The following is a 19660-nucleotide window of genomic DNA, read 5'->3' as shown; positions in this document are numbered from 1 at the left end:
ATCAGTCCTATTGGTTTGCTAAAGGCTAGGGCTGTAGTTGGTAGTGGGGATACAAATCTTACCCCAAAATATTAAAATATAGTTCTCTTGAGAAGACAAGGTCTATTTAGCAGTGGGGATACATTTATCAAACACACAAGTCTTGTATATTTTCATAAAAACCTTCAGCTAATTAGAGCAAACATATATTCCCTTTAATTTTTTCTAAGAACTATCAATCCATCTTCATCACCATTGGCTAAATAAAGATAATTACCAATTTTCTTTACATAATTACAAGAACCATCGAAATTCCAGTTTCCAAGAACTTCAAAAGTTTCTTTATCTAATACGAAAAGTCCATCAGCGCCATAAGCAGCATATATATATCTCCAATCCACATAAACTCCATTGGCATACCCGCCATTTTCATAATCAAATTGATGAACAACATTACCATTGGTTAAATCAACTTTAATAATACCATCATTACCCATGGCTAGATAAGCATAGTTATAATTTACCTCTACAGAATTTTTACCTAGGCTTGTCACGTCATAAGGAATAGTATATTCAACATAATCACTATATAAATTTGACATATCCCAAACACGCAAAACAGATTCATTAAAACCAACTCCATAAAGCAAGACACCATAGTCACCAGTAGCATCAAAATGCTTGGCATTATTTATATCCATATCTAGTTTTACATCTTCAGTATCATAGTCGTGAAAAACAGTTAAGCCACCTTGTGAACCTTTGCTCACCCATACAGTTTGATTGGCCACATAGGTAATGGAGTTAGCAGAATATCCAAGAAGATAGTTTTCCCACACCATATTACCAACATAACCAGTAACTGGGTCGATATTCCATCCTTGAGTAAATGCATTTTTATCACCTACACTAGCCCCACTCATATTCTTTTTAGCTTGTCCAGCCACAAATAACCTTCCGACATTTGCTTTCACTTCAATATCATTCATTTCTTGATTTACAAATGAAGCATACTGAGTCATCACAGGATTATCTTGATCATTTAAAGAAATAACCGACAACTCGCCAACAATATTCTCTCCTCTTGCGTGCCACCCAACATATACAGAACCATCAAACCCATCAACTGAAGATGCACTTAGTGTATGTCCTCCAGATGTAATAGGCAAAATATTGGCAACCCAAGTATAGCTTAGGTCTACAGTAGATTTATCATTATTAAATAACACAGGCTGATTCACCAACTCTATCCTAGCATCTAATTCTTCTTGAGATTTTTCAAATGTAAATTCGGTTTCATTATTAATCACATTCTCATTTTTAATTTCTTCTTTCTTTTCACAAGAAGAAAAGAAGAAAAGGAATGCTAGGCTTAAAAACAAAATATATTCTTTCATATTATTACATTAAAAGTAATTCGCAATTTTAGTTGCGAATCAATAACATCATAAATTATACCAATGAAGCTTTCAAATCTTATCCCATTGATATTCTATACATTATACCACCCCTGATTTTTTTGCAACAAACAGACTAAATCCATTTTATGGACAATCACCTTCATTTATCAGTGAATCTATCTTTAACATAATTATTAATTTCACTTAAGGAAGTGATTTCCTGAGATGTATTGCCTGAACGAAGATAAAAACGCTCACTTTTTTTACTATTTTTTGTTATTTCAATAAAAATAGGGTCTTGACTTGCAGAAACATTTATTCTACAAATGGCTTTTTGATCTATCACTGGAAATTTAATTTCTAAGTTTTGGGTAACAAAAGAAACAGTAAATGATTTATTTAAAAATGCTCTCAAGGTATTTTCGAAAAAGTCTAAATCTTTTCTTTTCAAGGTATTGATATCTTTCTCTAAACCCAAAACATTCCCATCATCATCAACTCCAATAAGTAGCGTACCTCCTCTTGTATTGCTAAAAGCAGCTATACTTTTTGCTATCACTCCTTCTAACTCCTTATTGACCACACTTAACTGATAATCCCACCTAAAAGAGGATTTAAATTCCAAATGATCATTCTCACCTAAAGTAATAAGTTCACTTGCATGTTTATCAGTATTTTGAGTTTTAACGAACTCATCTAAACTCATATAACTATTCTTTCTCCCTCTAAAAAACAAAATGATAGTAAGAACCAATAAAGCAATAATGATACTAATCTCAAAAACATGATCCATAAAACTTGTATAATACAAAGCACTTTCATTCACACTTAACACAGTGGCATTTACTCCTTTGATATTCACTTTATACGATTGACTCCACCATACATCACCATTATAAACAAAATTAAATGTTCCCGGAATCATAGAACCAGTAATATTCCAACTTTTTTTTGCTTTATTAAAAACATCAAACTTCCAAGTACTGTCTATACCCGTTTGTGACTGTCCTTGAAAAGGTATCTCCACACCTTTAAGATTCACAATAAAGCTTTGAAAATTATCTTTCATAGAAGAAGGAATATTGGTAACCATTGTATTCTGATCTAAAACAGCAATACAAGTTATTAACTGACCATTCGTTTGAGATGGCCAAGTAATATGAGTAGCCAATCCACCATTTTTTAGGCCTAGAATCTGTCCACTCGATGTCCACAAAGGAGTTCTATAACGATAAGACTCATTAAATACTTCCTCACCCCAAGTTAAAATATCAAGCTCCATACCTAAAGCCATAGTCCATGTATTGTGAACATTGCCTATTTTATCTAATCGATACCATTTTACATTATCTATTTTTGAAGCACTATCAGTGGCAAAAACAAAACTATTTTTCTCATGCTGTAATAAACTAAATCTGCCAGAATGTTCTAAAATCATTAACCCACTCACTTTAGCATTACTCTGTATATGCTCAATCAAAAAAGCTGCTTTTTGATCTAAATTTAAACCAGAAAAATGAGTAGAATCAATTTGAGCCCTTATGATAGACAGCGTACTTTCTACTTCATTTGCCGTTTTTTCAAAATCTTTGGTATATATATCTGCAATAATCTGGATTTGTTTATCAGGAAAAAACTCTTCCTTCAGTTGTAATAAAAATATTGTGGAAATACTAAGCGTAATCAACAAACTGAGAGAAAATAATATTTGGTTTTTAATAAATTTCATTGTTTAAATGTTTGTGGCAAATATCCTAAAAGATTTACATTTCTCTAAAGAATTATTCAAGAGACATACGATTAAAAATAACATATCCAAAAGTGAACATTAAATTCCATGGGTCGGAAGAATCCTCATAATAATTTAAATGTAAACTTAATGGACCTATTCTGGTATCATAAATGAATGCAGTACTAAGTACAACATATTTTGATGATAGTTTTGTTTCAAAATATGCTTCTTGCTTTTCATTGGATAAGATCCTCTGATAAGGCTGATAGTAGTGAGCCTCAGTTCTCCAATCCAACCTATTTAATATATCAAACGACAATATTAGGCCAAGAGCTGCTGAATTATATGCTCTATAGTTTGGCATAAATAAAGCTTTTGATTCTGTAGTGGGAGAATATTGCTCAGCCGACAAAATACTAGAAGTATAATTATTCAAGAAAGGTTGATTGCTAAAAGAAGCCTTTAAAGCTCCACCAAAATGGATCTTATTATGATGAAGAAAATAATTCACGTAATCTATACTCAGCTTTAGGTAATTATAATTACTTGAGCTCAATTGCAAAGTTGTATTCTTTGAAGAAGTACTACCTGGGTAATATTTCTCTAAACCACTAACATACCGTAAACTTACACTTAATGACAATCCTCTATTCGCAAATTGTTTTTTATTTAAGCTATTGATTGCTATCCCTACTGAAGGACTTACATATTCAATATTTGTTTTATCTGAAGTGTCAATTTCTGTGAAATTATTATTTTGATAATAGCGATAGGCATCAGTACCTAAACTCAAGGAAGCAAACAACTTACCTACCGGAGACAAAGGAGTACTAAAACACATTTCAAAAAATCGCTCATCCACTTTTAAATATGATGGTTCTTCTTCCTCAAAAAAATAGGTCTGTCCTCGAAAATAATTCTTTTGATTAAAAGTTCCAGAAGCTTGAAAAGCTATAGGGTACTTTCCAGGTATATCAATTCTAACATTTCCTTTTACAGAACGGTAAAACTGCCCAAAATAACCATTCAAATAAGAGCTAAACCTATTTTTTCCTACATTTTGATAAGCTAACTTGAGATAGGCTTGAGTCAGGTTAGAAGAAGAAATATTACCACCAAAATCAACTGAATAAGGGTTACTTTCTTGCAAATGATAGACCAATTTATAACTACCTAATTTATAATTATATGGCATAGAGGCCAGTACTCGTTTGTAAGAAGGATTGGCCGTCTTTCTAAAAAAATCTTCTTCAATATCCTGGTATGAAGTAATCGGTTTTCGACGCTTCAAATTAGAATTTACATATTCATTATTTCCTTGCTTTGCCAAAACAGCTGTTACAGTATCAACTATTAAAATAGGTTTTTTGTCATCAAAAGACACTCTTTTTGATGCTAAATCGTATGGTTCAATCATCAAATAGCTGACATTTTGATGAGCTTTTAATTGTCTTTTCATTTGAATATATGCAGAGTCAATAATAATTCTTGATTGAGAAAAATCTACAATATCTAAACTTGGCAAATCCATCTCCAGTACAAATCCTTCTTTACCTTGAGTTGTAAAATCAGTGTCTTTGGTCAACATATTCTGAATAATAGAAAGCAAATCGTCCTCACTAGGTGGATCATAATTTCCAGCAGCTTTGGAACCGATAATAATATCGGGCTTAAACTCTTCGATAGCAGTTGTAACTGGTAAATTATCCATCATTCCTCCATCAAATAACAAGGCACTATCTATTCTAATAGGGTCTAATAAAAAAGGGAAAGTCATACTTGCTCTTACTGATCGACATAAAGAACCCTCTTTTAAAACCACCAATTTATTTTTATCAATATTTGTAGCCACACATCTAAAGGGAATCATCAATCGATCGAAATCATTATGAGCAGCTACACAACTTGGTGACAGCATTTTCATCAATTCAAAATTAAGACGATTAGCTGATATAAAATGAGTAGGAACACTATACTTCACCCCTTTCTTATTAATATCAAAATCTATAGATACCAGTGAAGCATCTTCATCATCTTGCATAAAAAGATTTTGTTGCATTGAATCCTTATTCTCATTAACCCAAGCTTCCACGTCATTATTTAAGAAAAAGGCTTCCATTTCGTCGGGAGTCATTCCACTGGCATACATAGCACCTACAAAGGCACCCATAGAAACCCCAACTATATAATCAATTTTTACTTGTTGCTCTTCTAATGCTCTAATGGCTCCTATATGAGCAACAGCTCGTGATCCTCCTCCGCTCAAAACCAAGGCTGTTTTCTTTTGTGAGTAGGATAAAACACTACATAAAACTAGAACTAATATGAATAGATTTCTCTTAATCATCTTTTAGTTGGCCTTTGATTTCTTTCTCATCGGCTTGAAATTTAAAACCTAGTCTTTTTCCAGTACTTAATCCATTACTTTGAGCTCTTCGTAAAATGTCCACCACAGAAATATAGGTCACTTTTTCATATGGAGGAACAAGTAAATCGAAATTGACAGTATACTCAATAGAGGAACTAATAATTTTAGCAATGGCTTTTTGATCTAAAACAGAGCTTTCGAAATTATGATAAATCATGCCTATTTCTTTTTTGCCTTCAATAAAGTAATGATTCTCTTTATTCACCATTATTCTTCCAATAAGATATCCAGCATCGTTTTCACGACCATATTTAAAAGAATCGGCCAGAAAATTATAGATATGAATTAAGCCTCCATAAGAACGCGCTTTATCCTTACCAATATAAGGTGTTTTCATTATCTCATGGTTTCTTGGAATTTCAAACACATTAGAATGCATCATAAATAACAATACATCACCGCCAAACTTAATTTCAAATTCAAAATCACCTTTATCAGCATAACTTAATTCCACTCTATTCTCTTCAAGAATATCTTCTTCATATTTCCCATATTCTATGGCCAAGGCCTTCGCTTGTGTTCTAAACTCCTGAAAGGCAGCACATGTGTTGTGATAGATATTTTGTTTTAAACTTCCCTTTTTTTGAACCAAATTAAAAAGCGCAGTATTTTCCATAAAAAATGAATTTATGATTAGTAGATGCTGTAAAGTTAAGTAATTCTAGAAAAGTAAAACGCACTATTTTTATTCAAATTTTGAGATTAACAAATTATAACGTAACTTTATGAGAAATACTTAGCCTATAAACGAAACCATAGGCTTAGCTTTGTAGTATAAATATCAACCATATTTTCCCTTTAACAAGCCTAAATTCAAATTATAGGGCAGAATAAACTTAAGATTATGAAATATACCGATTTCACTATTGAGGAATTAAAGAATGATATGCGCTTTTTAAATTTATTAAGCGATAGTTTTCCAAGCATACAGAAAGCTAGTACAGAAATCATTAACCTTGAAGCCATACTTCGCCTCCCAAAAGGAACTGAACATTTCCTTACTGATATCCATGGAGAATATGAAACTTTTACCCATGTTATTAGAAATGCTTCAGGTGTAATAAGAAGGAAAATCGAAGATATTTTCGGGAAAACATTAAGAATTAAAGAAAAAGCTGCTTTAGCTACACTAATATATTATCCTGAAGAAAAGCTTGAATTTATTATCCCTAGCGAACCAGACTTAGACGAATGGTACATGGTTACATTGCAAAGGTTATCGATGGTGGCAAGAGTTGCAGCAAGTAAATATACCCGTTCTAAAGTTAGAAAATCTCTTCCCAATGACTTTTCATACATCATTGATGAATTGATAAATGAAAGAACAGATAAAAATAAAACAGAATATTATAATGAAATCATCAAATCAATTATAGATATTCAAAGAGCTAGACCTTTCATTATCGCCCTTTGTAATTTCATCCAGAGATTAATGATAGATAGATTACATATTATTGGTGACATATATGATAGAGGACCGAGTGCAGAGAAAGTTATGGATGTCATCACCAAGCACCATTCGATAGATATTCAATGGGGAAACCACGATATTGTTTGGATGGGAGCCGCTGCAGGAATTAAAGCTTATATTGCTACAGTATTGAGAATAAGTGCAAGATATGAAAACCTTGACACCTTAGAAGAGGCCTATGGAGTCAACTTACTTCCATTAGCTACTTTTGCCATGAAATATTATGGAATCGATACTGCTGATGTTTTTAAACCTAAAAATATTGAAAGAAAACATGATGGCAAGAGTATCCATTTGGTTAAACAAATGCATAAAGCCATCAGTATAATTCAATTTAAATTGGAAGCTGAAATTATCAAAAGGAATCCTCAGTTTGAAATGGATGACAGACTATTATTAGATAAAATTGATTACGAAAAAGGTATTATCAATATTGATGGTAGAAAATACGAATTATTAGACAAGTACTTTCCAACTATTGATCCTAAAGATCCTTTTAAATTAAATGAAGACGAAAGAGAGCTGATGAATATGCTTCAAATTTCATTCTTAAATAGCGATCGGTTGCAAGATCATATTAAAGCACTATATTCAAAAGGAAGCATGCACCTCTGCTATAACAGCAACCTTCTCTATCACGGATGTATGCCAATGACAGACGAGGGAGGATTCACAGAATTAACTATTTGCGATAAAAAATATAAAGGCAAAGCACTTTTTAATAAATTGGATATCATGGCCCGAAGAGCATATTTTGAAGGCAATGATGAAGAAAACCAAGTAAATAAAGACTATTTATGGTATTTATGGTGTGGCCCTGAATCTCCTTTATTTGGGAAAAAGAAAATGGCCACTTTTGAAAGGTATTTCGTAAAGGAGAAAGAAACGCATACAGAAGTTAAAAATTCTTATTTCAAACTTCGCGAAGATGAGGCTACTTGTAAAATGATTCTAGAGGATTTTGGTTTAGATGGAGAAATATCACATATAGTAAATGGTCATGTGCCTGTTAAAGCTATTAAAGGCGAAAGCCCAATAAAGGCAAATGGTAAACTTTTGGTAATAGACGGTGGAATGTCGATACCTTACCAAAAAGTGACTGGATTAAGTGGTTATACCCTAATTTATAATAGCTATGGCTTGGTATTGGTTGAGCACAATCAGTTTCAATCTATTGAGGATGCTATTAAAAACGATGTAGACATTGTTAGTAGTAGAAAAATTGTAGAAACTAACGCCACTAGAAAACGAGTAGAAGATACCGACATAGGTAAAGATATACTTAACCAAATTAGAGATTTAAAAATGCTCCTATCAGCCTACAGAAAAGGATTTGTAAAAGAGAGAGTATAGAAAAAATAGAATACTAAGAACCAATAAAGTTCCCTTTACATTTTGTTAAGGGAACTTTATTGGTTCACACCCTTTTCTTATGGAATCTTCAAATAAATTCCAATTCCTGTATTCAGCCATGAATAATGAACACTCTCTTTTGTTTTAAAAGAATTTAAATACTTGAAATAGATATTGATTCCTAATGCCTTGTTCATGGGAATATCCACTCCCAATACTGGAGAAATAGCAAAATGCCAATACATTTCTTTCTTTCTATAGATTCCATATATTTCATCATTCTCTATAGCTGTAGTACCCAATTCAGCACCAATAAATACTCTAAGTTTATTTACAGTATTTGGGAAATAGTACTTCGTATTCGCCATTAAAATCAAAGCATTGATATAATTTCTTTTCGTGGCACTTATCACAGAGTTTTCTTTAAAATAGAAAGTATAACTTTTATTAAAAAAGGCTTGCCAGGCAAAAGTCCCCCCTACACTCCACCTTGGATTTATATTCTGATCCAATTCAAATTGGAATGCCCTCCCACTGGTGAATTTCACATAATCATTGGTAGCTCCCATAGGAATTGCTGCTGACCAACTTGCTGTTAATTTTACATCTTGAGCCCAAACAGCAACACCTATCACCATGAACAAAATAATGAATAATTGCTTTCTCATATCTCTAGGCAGCTTAAATAAGATGATTGAATAAACATGATATCTATACTATTGGTGATTCTAGTTCCCATTTCTGAAGAATAAATACCTTGAGCAATACCTCTCCAATAAATAGGAATATCAGTTACCAATATTGGATCGGAATCTGTAATATCCACCATAATATAACTAGTAGCACTTACAAACATATAATCTGGGGGAGGCATTGGGTAGTAGCCATTGGCCTGTTCACTTCCCCAATAATAACTACCATATGGAAAATAGGACCAATAATAGGAAATTTGAACTGCAGACAAATCACTCACCACAACATTGAAATCAGCAATAGAATCAGGAAAATCAGCAATATTTAAATAACCTTTTGTTTGTAGGTTTTTATCTACTTGATTCAAAATAGCTTCATCATATTTCATCCATTCATAGTATACATTTCCTTCATTATCTATTCTTATCACACTATCCGCAATTTGATAATAGGTAAAAAGAGAAAAATCAGTTCCACTAACAAAACTAGTTCTAACTGTATCTGTTTCAGCAGGAGAAATCCCAGCATCTGGATAACATGACGATACAAGCATCGCTAAAACAATCAGGTAAAAATAATTATATTTACGAATCATAGTTTCAATTATTTATTGCAAATATAATGAAGTTTAACAAGCTTTGCGACTTACTATTTTTCCTTATAAGCTAAATAATATATCTTTGTTTTAAATAGATATCAAATGAGAATAAAATCCATATTTCTAGTTTTTATCATATTAATGGCTGGATTCAGCTTTGGTCAAAAATTAAACACTAAATCAGGCAAAGCAAAAAAGATGTTTGAAGAAGCCAATTACCATGTTTCCTATGGTCAGTATTATGAGGCTGAAGAAAAACTTGAAAAAGCAATAAAAGCCGACCCCAATTTTTGTGAAGCCTATTTAATGATGGGTGATATTCATGCTGATTTGAGAGAGTTTGAAAGAGCTATATTCTATTATCAAAAGTCGGTAGAGATTAGTCCTGATTTTTATCCCCAAGCTTATTATTTTTTAGGAAAACTCCTAATCCATTCTGGAAAATATGAAGAAGCTGAAAAAGCACTCACCAAATACCTAAGTTATAAAGAAATAGACGATTATTCTAAATCTGACTCTGAGCGAAATATTCTCAACTGTCAGTTTGCCACTATTGCCCTACAAAATCCGGTTGAATTTGAACCCATGAATATGGGACAAAATATAAATAGTATTTATGCAGAATATTTTCCTACCATGACGGTAGATGGAAAAGTATTACTTTACACTAGGCGCTTGGGAGCTGCTGGCCAGCACCAACAGGAGGACTTTTATATTTCTATGAAAAGAAAAGATGGCTCTTGGTACGCTTCGCAAAATATGGGTAAATCTATAAATACTCAAATGAACGAAGGGGCTGCGACCATTTCTGCAGATGGAAACACATTGATTTTTACAGCATGTGAGCAAAATGGTAATTATGGTTATGGAAGAAATGGTTACGGCAGTTGCGATTTGTTTTTCACCCTCAAAAGAGGCGACAAATGGACACAAGCTGTAAACCTTGGTCCTCCAATTAACTCTGGTTCCTGGGAGAGCCAACCTAGCCTTTCTGCTGATGGAGAAACTTTATACTTTGTAAGAGGAATAAATAGAGGAACACGAAGAGAATCCGATATTATGGTTTCCAATTTAGGAGAAGACGGATATTGGACTAAGCCTCAAAAGATTTCTGGGAATATCAATACCGCCGAACCTGAGGAGTCTGTGTTTATTCACCCCGACAATAAGACCTTATATTTCTCTTCAAAAGGGCATTTAGGAATGGGTGGCTCTGATATATATATGAGCAGAAAAAACGAGCAAAATGAGTGGGGAGAGCCTATCAACCTAGGCTATCCGATAAACACATATAGCGATGAGAACAGTCTTTTAGTTGGTCCAGATGGCAAAATAGGATATTTTGCCTCAGATAGAGATGGCGGGCTTGGGGAGTTAGATATATATGCTTTCATCATGCCAAAAGAAATACAAGCCGATCCAGTTACTTATTTCAAGGGAGTGGTTTATGACTCCTTAACTGGTGAACTTCTCTCTTCTCTCATAGAACTCATCGATTTGGAAACTGGGAAAATGATTCAGAATACCTATTCAAATTCCCTTGGAGAATTCTTTATGCCTTTGACTCCTCATCACAATTATATGGTAAACGTATCGAAAGATGGATACTTATTTTATTCAGATGCCATCTATATTAAAGAAAATTATGATCGGTTAAAACCTTTTATCAAAGATATTCCACTACTACCCATTCAAATGGGAAGCAGTATTGTGTTGAAAAATATATTCTTTGAGCTGGATAAGAGCACCTTAAAAATGGAGAGCTATAGTGAGTTAAACAAACTATATGAGTTCTTGTATAAAAACGAAAGCATCAATATAGAAATCGGGGGACATACTGATAATCAAGGAAGTGATGACTATAATAAAAATCTTTCTGAACACAGAGCACAGGCAGTATATGATTTTCTTGTTGAAAAAGGAATTTCGAGATCCAGATTATCATATAAAGGATATTCCTTTGACAAACCTATAGATACCAATGATACTGAAGAAGGCAGAGCTAATAATAGAAGAACCGAATTTATTGTTGTTAGTCAATAGTATTTCTTCCACCTCTATGTCTTCGCTTATTAGCTAGTTCTCGTAGCAAATCTCGACGGAATTCTTTTTCAGCTTTCAATAAGAGAATTACTTTGGTTGCGGGAATCACCTCTAGATATTTATTTTGGTAAAATAGTTCAATTTGATGCATCTTTCCCATATTCACTTGAAAAGATTTTAGAGCTTCTAAAGCCTCTTCCTCAGATAGGTCTCCATCTTTTTGGGCTACTTCTTGTCGATAAGATTTCATTTCGTCCTTTATTATCCCCTTTTCTTTTTCATGTGCATTATAAAGTGGCCAAAATGCAGCAGATTCTTCAGGAGTCAAGTCCATTTCCGTAGTCAAATAAGCTACTTTTTGAGAATGGTACTTCTTTTCAAAATCTTCACCATCTCTACCATCTTGAGCGTACAGACTAAAAGTAAGTAAACTCAATATTCCTATATAAACAAAAGCTATTTTTTTCATATCATTCCTTTTTATTCTTCATTAGGAAGTTCTTGAAAGGCTTCCAAAATTTCATCATTAGTAATACCTGCGTACATCAACATATTTATATCCAAGGCATATTCATCATCAGTCACCACCACATCTGTAGTAGACAACTCTTGAACTATCCAAGACTCCTCGAAACTAGCATACTGGTCCCAATCCAATTCACTAAACTCTTGCAGCGAACTAGAATTTTCTTGTCTAGCAATAAAAAACATTCCAATGATTAAACTGGCAGCAATACTTAAACCAATTGCCATCCATGTAGTCCGAATGATAGGCCTATATTTTTTAGGCTTAACCTCTTCATGTATTTTTTGCAATATTTCTTCCTCAAAATGAGCTAAAAAACCTACTGGCATTTTAAAACCTCCAGTATTATTTTTTAATTCTGATTGATTCATATCTATGTTTAATTTTTCTTTCACCTTGTATATTATGATTGCTAAAATTACAAATAGTTTAAAACTGCTTAAAATATTCTTCTACTTTTTTTACTGCGTGATGATAATTTGCTTTTAATGCCCCCTCGCTTTTATCCAATATTTTTGCCATATCCTGATATTTCATTTCATCGTAATAACGAAGGTTAAATACTAGTCTCTGCTGTTCAGGTAGTTTCAATATGGCTTTTTGCAATTTTCTTTGAGCTTCTGTTCCATCAAAATAAGTATCTGATTCGAGCTGACTACTCAGAACTTCACCATAATCACTTAAATTAAATTGCTGCCTTTTTTTCTGATTAAGAAAAGCCAAAGACTCGTTTACAGCAATACGATAAAGCCAGGTATATAATTCAGCATCTCCTCTATATTTGTCTATATTTTTCCAAACTTTGAGAAAAGTATTCTGCATCACATCTTCAGCATCACTATGATGCACCACCATTCTTCTAATTAACCAATACAAGCGCTCCTTATATTGAGATACAATATACCGGAAGCCCAGTTCTACTGTAGCTTTATCTTGAATTAACTTAATTATTTCAGAAGATGATTTATCCTGCAAGTTATTTTGTTTTGTCCTTTGATGTTCAATTTATAACATAGTTTAATCAGGAATAAAAAAATCTATAAGCCTTTTTGGACATCTGATTTTAACTGATTGATGGCGACCTGAATAGGGTTTGGATTTATATGGGAGAAATTTTGAATAACTAATGTGCCTAGGTCGTTGGCTGAAGATTGTGAATCTACCTTACTAGCCGAAAAATTGATTTGCTTAATGCACTCCTCTTTTGCCTTTTGAACTTTTGTCCATGCCACATCAGAAACATATAATTGTTGACTTAAGTTGTGTTCAAACTCATCTCTAATGGCTTTTATCAAAATGGATTGAAACAGCATAGCATTCAAACCTGGTTTATTATTTCTAATAATTAGCTGATGAGGATGAACGCGCTCTAAGAAAAGGGTCATACGCTCATAAGCTTGTAACCTAATAGGCAATAACACTTGATTGGTGTTTTTTCTCCTATCAATATCATCCTCCAACTCTTTTACCTTCAAATCTTTTTCGTTTTGTTGTTTCAGTAAATAAAAAGAAGTGAGGAAAACCACCACAGAAGGCAAGGTATATTTTAATATTTCTAATATAATCATGATATTTATTTTTCAGATTTCAATTTTCAAATATACACTAATCTTCAGGCATTACAGCCTTCTGTAGCAATTTGAGCATCATCTTTTTATCTTTTGCTGCAACAGTAAGTAATAACTCTAACACACTCGTTTTACTGATTCCTAGCGTTTTTTGATAATATTCTAGAATCTTATAGTTGGATGGACTAAGCCTAAACCCTGTGGCTATTTTATTTTGCTTCATGGTTTATTTTCTATTGAAAAACTCTTTCATTAAGGCAGCTCTGTATTGGTGATTATACTTTCCTCTACCCGTCTGCTTATCGAAGATGGCATATTTCACTCTTCCTTTGGCTTTGGCGATAAACGATACTTCATCAACATAAGTAACTTCACATTCTGTTTTATTAACCCAAACTGTATCCCCAATCTTAAGCCTACTTAAATCGTTACTTTGAGCAACTAGTTTATCCTTCCAGAATTTATATTCCTGAGCAAGTCTGATGAACTCAACCTCATTGCCACCTAAATCAGGATGTAATTTCAAAGCTTTTTTTCGGTATTCCGATTTAAGCTGTTCTTTTGAATTTATTGAATTTAAATACATGATTTATAATTTATTATGATACAAATGTAATACATTGTTTTACATTAAGCAAATATTTAACTGATTTTGTAGAAATTAAATCAAATAATATGTAAATACTACAGACTATAGGACATAAAAAAAAAGCCACGATAAATCGAAGCTTTTTTTTTAAAAAAATTGGAATAGATATTCTATTTATCTATCATTTTTATTTTTTCTTTTAAAACTAAAATATCTGCTTTTGCTTTTTTAATTTTCTTTTCAAATTCCATTTTTAAAACATCAGCATTTTTAGAGTTTCTGAAAAATCCCATATTGTTTTCCCAAAGAAGAACATCTTCTTTAAGTTTATCCATGGCATTTTGAATATTCTGACGCTCTCTTCTTAAAGTATAATCATCATCATTCTTTTTCAAATCTCCAATACGATCACGAAAACCAGCATTTCTAAAATCAACAGAAGAAATATCTAGTTTATTCAGCTGCTCGTCAATGGCTCCTCTATAATCCTTGTAGAGCTTATCCATTTCTTTTCTTGGCACATTACCGATCTCAGTCCAGCGACGTTGGAAAACTTTAATCTTCTCTAGGTTTTCTTTCTTGTCCTCCCCATATTCTGCAGTTTTGATTTCTCCGATTAAATCTTGTTTCAATTTCAAATTCTCATCTTCCTTTTCGAATTGACCTTTAAAATGCTTGGCCTTAGTTTCGAAGAAAAAGTCATTTGCAGCACGAAATTTCTTCCAAATTTCATCACTATGTTTTCTAGGAGTTGGCCCAATAGTCTTCCATTCTTTTTGAAGGTTTATTAAAGTTTTAGTGGCAGCCCCCCAATCGGTGCTATCTTTTAAAGCTTCAGATTGCTTCACCAAATCTAATTTCTTATGATAATTATCTTGTTGTTCCGCTTTTAAAGAACCAAAAAATTCCTTCTTGGCATCATAAAATTGATTTAAGATACCTTTAAAAGTAGCCCATACCTCATCGTTTACATTTCGTGGAGCAGGGCCTAAGGTCTTCCATACCTTCATCAGGTCATCAATCTCTTCAGTTCTTTTAGTCCATTGCTTATTGGTTTCAACTGGAGTTAAAACCAGTTCTTCAGCTTTTGTACATAAAGCTTTTTTCGCCTCATAATTCTCCTCTAACTTCCCTTGCAGTTCTTCATAATGGGCTTTTCTGCGATCGTTTAATTTATCGCTAGCGACTTTAAATCTTTCCCAAATCTCTTCGTTATTTGAAGTTGGAACGGGGCCAATAGCTTTCCATTCGTTATGATAATCTTGTAATAATTTGAATGACTTGTTAACAGATTTCTCTATTAATAATTCCTCAGCCTTTTCGCATAATGCTATTTTAGCTTCTAAATTCTTTTTCAAATCTAAATCACGCAATTCTTTGTTAATCTTAACTTTATCAAAGAATTTTTCAACTAAGAAATGATAATTATTCCAAAGAATCTGAATATCAGTCTTAGGAACCATCCCAATAGATTTCCAACGAGTTTGAATCTCGTTAAACTTATCGTAAGTTTCTTTTAAAGTTTCATCAGAACTCACCAAAACTCTGATCTCTTCCAAAAGCTCATTCTTCTTTGCTAAGTTTTCAACCATGATAGCATCTTGCTCTACACGCAGTTTTCTTCTTAGCTTTTTATATTGATTAAAAGATCTATTGAAAACATATTCTATATCAATAGTCTCTGGTTTATACTCTTCTTTTATACCTCCTTCAGTAAGGAACTTCTCTTCAGCAGCCTGCTTTACATCAGCTAACTTTCTACCAAAAACCAAACGGATATATCCAACTTTGTTTTTAGTATTTTTCACAGATTCAGATGCAACTACCTTGTCCATCTCTTCAACCAATTGCTCTAGGGTGTGTTCATGATAAGTTTCTTCACTTACATTTTCATCTTCATGAGCATCATCTTCCTCTTCATCGGAAGAGGTTTCACCCAATATTTCAGGAGTACCCTCTGCAATAACAGCTACTTCTTCAGCTACCTCGGGGGTGCTTTCCACAGCAACAGACACATCTTCTATCACTTCAGGTGCACTATCTGTAACAGTTTCTACCACTTCAGCTACTTCAACTACTTTTTCTACTTTTTCTACTTTTTCTTTTACTTCGCCCTCAGCTTCTTCAGCTTTAACGTCTTTGGATTCATTAATTATTGATTCGGCTGTTTCTTGAACCGGAGAATTCTCCTCCTGAACTGCATTTTCTACAACTTCAGGATTCTGATTGAGTTTTTCTTTATTTTCCATTGTTTTAAATAATTTATAAATAAAACCAGCTTCGCTGATTTTGAAAAGCAAATTTAAAAATCTTTTATATCCCCCAACATGAAAATAGCTAAAAATTCAATGAATTTTTAGCTATCAACAATATCTCTAGGTAATAATATAGAATTACTAGGATTTATTTCTATTATTCCTAAATTTCTTACTTCTATCGTATCCTTTTCTTTCGAAACCTCCTCCACCTTTTGGTTTTCTATTACCAAAATTACTTGGTTTTCTTTTAGTAGGAGGAGTCGCTTTAGACTTAGTTAATTCAACCCTTACAGGTACACCTTGATAATCTAAATTCTCAAGGTGATCGAAAACTTGACTTTCAAAATTTTTATCAACTTCTATGAAACTAAATTTCTTAAATAATTCAATTTCTCCAATTTCAATACTTTTAAACTCAGGGCGCTGAGTAAGAAGACCGATCAGTTTACCAGGGCTTATTCCATTCTTGGTACCTAGATTCACATAAAAACGACTATAATCAATGTCTTTTCTGTTCTTCTTTCCTTCTCTTGGTCTCTCATCTCTATCTTCACCCCTTCTAGGTTCTCTCTCATTCAAATCATGAGCATCGCTATAATACTCTAAGAACCTATTAAACTCAACAGAAGCGAAACGAGTGATAATGTCTTCTTTGCTAAGATGTTCTAATTGCCTATAAATAGCTGGTAGGAATGGTCCGATTTGTTTTTCATCAACTTCGACCTTCTCCATTTTATCCATTAGGTGAAACAATTGGGTCTCACAAATATCTTTTCCATTTGGAACTGGCTTTTTCTCAAACTTCTTACCAATCATTCGCTCAATAATTCTAATCTTACCTTGCTCGCGACCATGGATAATAGAAATGCTGATACCACTCTTTCCTGCTCTACCTGTTCTACCACTTCGGTGAACATATACTTCTGTATCATCTGGAATATTATAGTTGATTACATGAGTCAAGTCATCTACATCTAAGCCTCTAGCTGCCACGTCTGTAGCCACTAACAACTGAAGGTTTCTGCTTCTAAAACGAGCCATTACATACTCTCTTTGTGGCTGTGATAAATCACCATGTAATGCATCGGCATTATAACCATCCTGCATTAATTTCTCAGCTACTTCTTGCGCATCACGACGAGTTCTAACAAATACAATCCCATACACTCCAGGATTCATATCTACAATTCTTTTTAATGCTGCATATCTATCTTTAGCCTGAACTTGATGATAAATATGACTCACATTATCAGCTCCCTGGTTTTGCTTTCCAAGCGCTATCTTAACAGGATCGGTCATGTAATTTTTAGAGATAGCCGCTACTCCTTTTGGCATAGTAGCCGAAAAAAGTAGAGTTTGACGAGTAGATGGAGTATTTGATAAAATATCATCTAATTCATCTTTAAAACCCATACTGAGCATCTCATCTGCTTCATCTAAAACTAGATACTTAATATTCCCTACTTTTAGTTTTCTTCTTTTTATTAAGTCGGCAACTCTACCAGGAGTACCTACTACAATTTGGCCTCCTTTATTTAATTCTCTAACTTGGGTTTCCATTGATGCTCCACCATAAACGGCAATCACATCAACCAAATTTGAGTATTTTGAGTATGCTTTAATATCATTTGCTATTTGAACGGCTAGTTCTCGTGTTGGAGATAAAATAAGTGCCTGTACACTTTTATCTGAATGTTCTATATTTCCTAATATAGGTAATCCAAAGGCAGCTGTTTTACCAGTACCTGTTTGGGCATTGGCAATTAAGTCCTGTGTACTTTCATAAATAAACGGAATACATTTTTCCTGAACAGGAGTAGGTGATTCGAATCCAAGCTCACCAATGGCTTTTAATACTTCAGGGGCCAAGCCCATTTCTTTAAAATTCATTCACTGTGTTTTTTTCCAAAAGCCAATAAATCTGGCTTTTTAATTCGCGGCAAAGATACACTTATTTACGTCACGCAAAACACTATAAATGAATAATTTGATTGTCAAAAAACGATTTGTAAATTTATTAACTAAAACCCAGACAATGACACATATTTTAAAACATATTTCATTTGCATTTTTATTGATTTAAAATTCCTGCAATCCTAAATCAGAACCACAAGCAATCCCTATACAACTGAATTTAAGCCGGATAAAAAAATCCAGAAATCCGAAATTGGAGATATTAAAAATGCTATTATTGAAATACTAGATACAGGAGAAATCTTAGCTATCAATCAAAAGTTATTTGCTGTTGATGTACTACATGAATTTTATAAAAGAAGAGATAATCATTTCGCTTGGTTAGAATTTTACAATATCGACCAAGTCACTGAAGCCATTAAAAACATATCTGAAGACGGATTAGAGCCCGATTATTATCACCTTGATACGATAGAGTAAACCTATACTGAGATTAAGAAATCTGCTACCATCAAACCCAAAGAATATGCTAAATTTAACAACCTTCTTACTGATGCCCTTCTCTTGTTATCAAGCCATATTATTACTGGAAAAGTAAACCCCAAAAGTCTGAAAAATCAACGGAATATATAATACAATCTTATAAAAGAAGTTTTGAGGGAATAGCTGAATTAATTAAACCCTCACTTGCTAATCATCCGGTTTACAAATCAGTAGAGAGCCGAAAACCAAAAACTCATATGTATACTGGCCTCCAGAAAGCCTTGAAAGATTCTCAGTATTACTAAGAAACAAAAGGCTGGGAGGAGATAGCCAGCGGCGGAACTATTAAGCTCGGCTCTAAATTCAAAAGAGTAATCGAGGTAAGAGCAAGATGATTAGCATCTAAAGAAATGCTGCCATCAATAGCTGTAAACAATAGCATTTATGATGAAGCCCTACAAAACAGCAACAAAGGGTTTCAATAAAAAAAATAGGGTTACCCATTTAGTTCACAAATAGTTGTATATGAGTATATTAATTTGTAAATTGTATTCAAATTCAGGAACGACTAGGATACTAAAAGACATTGATAGACAGACGTTTAAAGAAAGATTTACAACAAAAG

At 33.1% G+C, this 19660-nt stretch carries 16 protein-coding genes and 1 pseudogene; 3 read left to right on the top strand and 14 right to left on the bottom strand.

Going from position 1 to position 19660, the window contains the following annotated elements; translation table 11 throughout:
- Positions 1–194 precede the first annotated feature (194 nt).
- The 4 genes from HNS38_RS17565 to HNS38_RS17550 all read right to left on the bottom strand — a co-directional run bounded on the left by HNS38_RS17565 (position 195) and on the right by HNS38_RS17550 (position 6155).
- The gene (locus HNS38_RS17565; protein ID WP_172278893.1) at positions 195–1376 is read right to left on the bottom strand and encodes a hypothetical protein; all 1182 of its coding nucleotides are present in this window, start codon (positions 1374–1376) and stop codon (positions 195–197) included.
- Between the two features lie 163 nt (positions 1377–1539).
- Entirely contained in the window at positions 1540–3108 is a 1569-nt protein-coding gene (locus HNS38_RS17560; RefSeq protein ID WP_172346819.1) for a helix-turn-helix domain-containing protein, read from the bottom strand.
- 52 nt (positions 3109–3160) lie between these two features.
- Positions 3161–5458 (bottom strand): patatin-like phospholipase family protein, encoded by a 2298-nt coding sequence (locus HNS38_RS17555; RefSeq protein WP_172346818.1) that lies wholly within the window; start codon positions 5456–5458, stop codon positions 3161–3163.
- Positions 5451–6155: a hypothetical protein gene (locus HNS38_RS17550; RefSeq protein ID WP_172278887.1), complete on the bottom strand. Its 705-nt coding sequence runs from the start codon at positions 6153–6155 to the stop codon at positions 5451–5453. Before HNS38_RS17550 ends, HNS38_RS17555 begins: the two co-directional genes overlap by 8 nt.
- 225 nt (positions 6156–6380) lie before the next feature.
- Here HNS38_RS17550 and HNS38_RS17545 point away from each other — a divergent pair, with 225 nt between their 5' ends.
- Positions 6381–8363, top strand: a complete 1983-nt coding sequence (locus HNS38_RS17545) for a fructose-1,6-bisphosphatase (RefSeq protein ID WP_371742922.1) — start codon at positions 6381–6383, stop codon at positions 8361–8363.
- A gap of 77 nt (positions 8364–8440) precedes the next feature.
- On the opposite strand, the gene HNS38_RS17540 is transcribed toward HNS38_RS17545, so the two are convergent.
- Positions 8441–9031 (bottom strand): outer membrane beta-barrel protein, encoded by a 591-nt coding sequence (locus tag HNS38_RS17540; protein WP_172278883.1) that lies wholly within the window; start codon positions 9029–9031, stop codon positions 8441–8443.
- Positions 9028–9651, bottom strand: coding sequence for a DUF4136 domain-containing protein (locus tag HNS38_RS17535; RefSeq protein ID WP_172278881.1), 624 nt, complete (start codon positions 9649–9651; stop codon positions 9028–9030). The genes HNS38_RS17540 and HNS38_RS17535 overlap by 4 nt, the downstream gene beginning before the upstream one ends.
- Positions 9652–9756: 105 nt before the next feature.
- Between HNS38_RS17535 and HNS38_RS17530 the strand changes: the two genes are divergently transcribed.
- Positions 9757–11697, top strand: a complete 1941-nt coding sequence (locus HNS38_RS17530; protein WP_172278879.1) for an OmpA family protein — start codon at positions 9757–9759, stop codon at positions 11695–11697.
- On the opposite strand, the gene HNS38_RS17525 is transcribed toward HNS38_RS17530, so the two are convergent.
- The 8 genes from HNS38_RS17525 to HNS38_RS17490 all read right to left on the bottom strand — a co-directional run bounded on the left by HNS38_RS17525 (position 11687) and on the right by HNS38_RS17490 (position 18528).
- Entirely contained in the window at positions 11687–12166 is a 480-nt protein-coding gene (locus tag HNS38_RS17525; RefSeq protein WP_172278877.1) for a hypothetical protein, read from the bottom strand. The genes HNS38_RS17530 and HNS38_RS17525 overlap by 11 nt on opposite strands.
- 11 nt (positions 12167–12177) lie before the next feature.
- Complete coding sequence (locus HNS38_RS17520; protein WP_216663771.1) at positions 12178–12618, bottom strand: hypothetical protein; 441 nt, start codon at positions 12616–12618, stop codon at positions 12178–12180.
- Positions 12619–12652: 34 nt separating this feature from the next.
- A complete protein-coding gene (locus HNS38_RS17515; protein ID WP_172278873.1) occupies positions 12653–13198 on the bottom strand; it encodes an RNA polymerase sigma factor in 546 nt (181 codons plus the stop codon).
- A 62-nt stretch (positions 13199–13260) separates the two neighbouring features.
- Positions 13261–13791 (bottom strand): hypothetical protein, encoded by a 531-nt coding sequence (locus HNS38_RS17510; protein WP_172278871.1) that lies wholly within the window; start codon positions 13789–13791, stop codon positions 13261–13263.
- A 37-nt stretch (positions 13792–13828) separates the two neighbouring features.
- Positions 13829–14014: a hypothetical protein gene (locus HNS38_RS17505; protein ID WP_172278869.1), complete on the bottom strand. Its 186-nt coding sequence runs from the start codon at positions 14012–14014 to the stop codon at positions 13829–13831.
- 3 nt (positions 14015–14017) lie between these two features.
- Positions 14018–14377: a hypothetical protein gene (locus HNS38_RS17500; protein ID WP_172278867.1), complete on the bottom strand. Its 360-nt coding sequence runs from the start codon at positions 14375–14377 to the stop codon at positions 14018–14020.
- Between the two features lie 173 nt (positions 14378–14550).
- On the bottom strand, positions 14551–16629 hold the full coding sequence (locus HNS38_RS17495; RefSeq protein ID WP_172278865.1) for a DUF349 domain-containing protein: 2079 nt from the start codon (positions 16627–16629) through the stop codon (positions 14551–14553).
- Positions 16630–16776: 147 nt separating this feature from the next.
- Positions 16777–18528, bottom strand: coding sequence for a DEAD/DEAH box helicase (locus HNS38_RS17490; RefSeq protein ID WP_172278863.1), 1752 nt, complete (start codon positions 18526–18528; stop codon positions 16777–16779).
- Positions 18529–18738: 210 nt separating this feature from the next.
- Here HNS38_RS17490 and HNS38_RS21265 point away from each other — a divergent pair.
- Positions 18739–19185, top strand: a pseudogene (locus HNS38_RS21265) (hypothetical protein).
- The last annotated feature ends 475 nt before the right edge of the window (positions 19186–19660 follow it).

Origin of the sequence: Lentimicrobium sp. L6 (assembly GCF_013166655.1) — a bacterium.
Classification (GTDB): Bacteria; Bacteroidota; Bacteroidia; order Bacteroidales; family UBA12170; genus UBA12170.
The sequence above is the reverse complement of the archived record's forward strand: the minus strand, read 5'-3'. Positions and strand labels throughout refer to the sequence as shown.